The organism is Brasilonema bromeliae SPC951 (assembly GCF_012912135.1).
GTDB classification, from domain to species: Bacteria; Cyanobacteriota; Cyanobacteriia; order Cyanobacteriales; family Nostocaceae; genus Brasilonema; species Brasilonema bromeliae.
The window spans coordinates 9316-11219 of sequence record NZ_QMEB01000079.1 but is presented as its reverse complement, the minus strand read 5'-3'; the positions used below and the strand labels follow the sequence as shown (position 1 = coordinate 11219).

At 45.1% G+C, this 1904-nt stretch carries 2 protein-coding genes; both read left to right on the top strand.

The genetic code is table 11. The features are described 5' to 3' along the window. The coding region (locus DP116_RS29255; RefSeq protein ID WP_246275603.1) for a BamA/TamA family outer membrane protein at nucleotides 1-493 on the top strand (493 nt) is incomplete at its 5' end. Continuing rightward, on the top strand, nucleotides 448-1904 hold a 1457-nt coding region (locus DP116_RS29250; protein ID WP_246275605.1), incomplete at its 3' end, for a tetratricopeptide repeat protein. The genes DP116_RS29255 and DP116_RS29250, both read left to right, overlap by 46 nt.

Here is a 1904-nt window from a genome sequence, read left to right as displayed (position 1 = left end):
AATTAATAGTAACCCTCCCGATAGCCGCTTTTTCTCATGGCAAGGACAAGCTCAGTGGGTGCGTCTTTTGGCTCCTGACACCGTACTATTACTTCGTGCAGATATGCAACTGGCATCAAGAGCACTCCTACCTTTAGAGCAGATTGGCTTAGGCGGTTTGGATAATGTTCGCGGCTACCGTCAAGATTTCTTACTTACAGATAATGGCGCTTTTGCTTCTGCTGAAGTTCAAGTCCCAATTTTCCGGGTACGCGAGATAAATGGCGTTTTACAAATCATCCCTTTTGTTGATTTCGGTGTTGGTTGGAACAGTTCAAATAGAGACAATCCAAACCCTAACACTTTAGCATCCGTCGGTCTTGGTTTACGCTGGTCACAGGGAGAGCGTTTTACTGCTCGTCTTGACTGGGGTATTCCTTTAATATCTGTTGATTCAAGGGAAAGAACATGGCAAGAAAATGGTCTGTATTTTTCCATACAATTCAACCCTTGATGATGTCTGGGCGAGTGCGTAGAAAGTGGCTGACTCAGGCTGGATTGGCACTGCTGACTGCGTTGATGTGCACAGTACTTTCACCATTAATGACAGCCGTATTGGCTGTTAATTCTACTACCCAGACTCCACCAAGTCAGACGGCTCAAAGTGAAAATTCTGTGCAACAGGGTAAAGCACTGTATGATGCTGGAAGATTTGCTGAAGCAGTTAAAGTTTTGGAACAAGCAGCTGCTGCCTTTAAAGCCAGTGGCGATAAACTCAACCAAGCGATGACTTTGAGCAATCTTTCCCTAGTTTATCAGCAACTGGGACAGTGGACTCAAGCTGAAAGTGCAATTACCCAAAGTTTGAATCTCTTAAAAAATGGCGACAACTCAAAACAGGCTTCTGTAATCTTCGCCCAAGCTCTAGATGTCCAAGGGCGGTTACAATTGGCAAGAGGACAAACTCAAGCTGCACTTTCTACATGGCAAGAAGCCGCAAAAATTTACAAGCAAATAGGCGATGAAGCGACATTAACTCGTAACCGCATTAATACAGCTCAAGCGATGCAAGCTTTGGGACTTTACCGTCAGGCGAGCAAGACTTTAACTGAGGTTCAGCAATCTCTCACCAAGCTTCCAGACTCTCCTCTCAAAGCGACAGGATTGCGTAGTCTCGGCAATATCTTGCGAGTTGTCGGTGATTTAAACACCTCTAGGGAAGTCTTGAAGGAAAGTTTAGCAGTAGCGCAGCGAGTGCAATCATCAACAGCTACTGGTGAGACTTTGCTCAGTCTAGGTAACACAGCTCTTGCCCAGGGGAAAACTCAACTCACTCTGGGAAATACAACCCAAGCCGAGAAAGAAACTCAAGCTGCATTAAAATACTATCAACAAGCTGCCCTTGTCGCACAACCCACCACGCGCATCCAAGCACAACTCAATCAACTTAGTCTACTTCTGGAAAATCAGCAATTTTCTGCGGCTTTGGCTTTGGCGTCTCAAATTCAACCTCAAATAACCAAGTTGCCCGCCAGCCGAACGTCAATATATGCCCAGATTAACTATGTCCAAAGCATAACACAATTAAGACAGAAAACGAATGCAGATAATCCTTCATGGCTGGATATTGCTCAGATGTTGTCCAATGCTGTTGAGCAAGCACGAAACTTAAAAGACCAGCGAGCAGAATCTTATGCACTTGGGACTCTTGGCGGGTTGTACGAAAAAACAGGGCAGTTATCTGAGGCACAAAACCTAACGCAACAAGCCCTATTTATAGCTCAAACTCTTGAGCCGCCCGACATTGCTTATCAATGGCAATGGCAGTTAGGACGTTTGCTGAAAGCCAAAGGAGATATAAAAGGAGCAACTGCAGCATACGATTCAGCATTCAAAACCCTTGAGTCTCTGCGTCGGGATTTAGT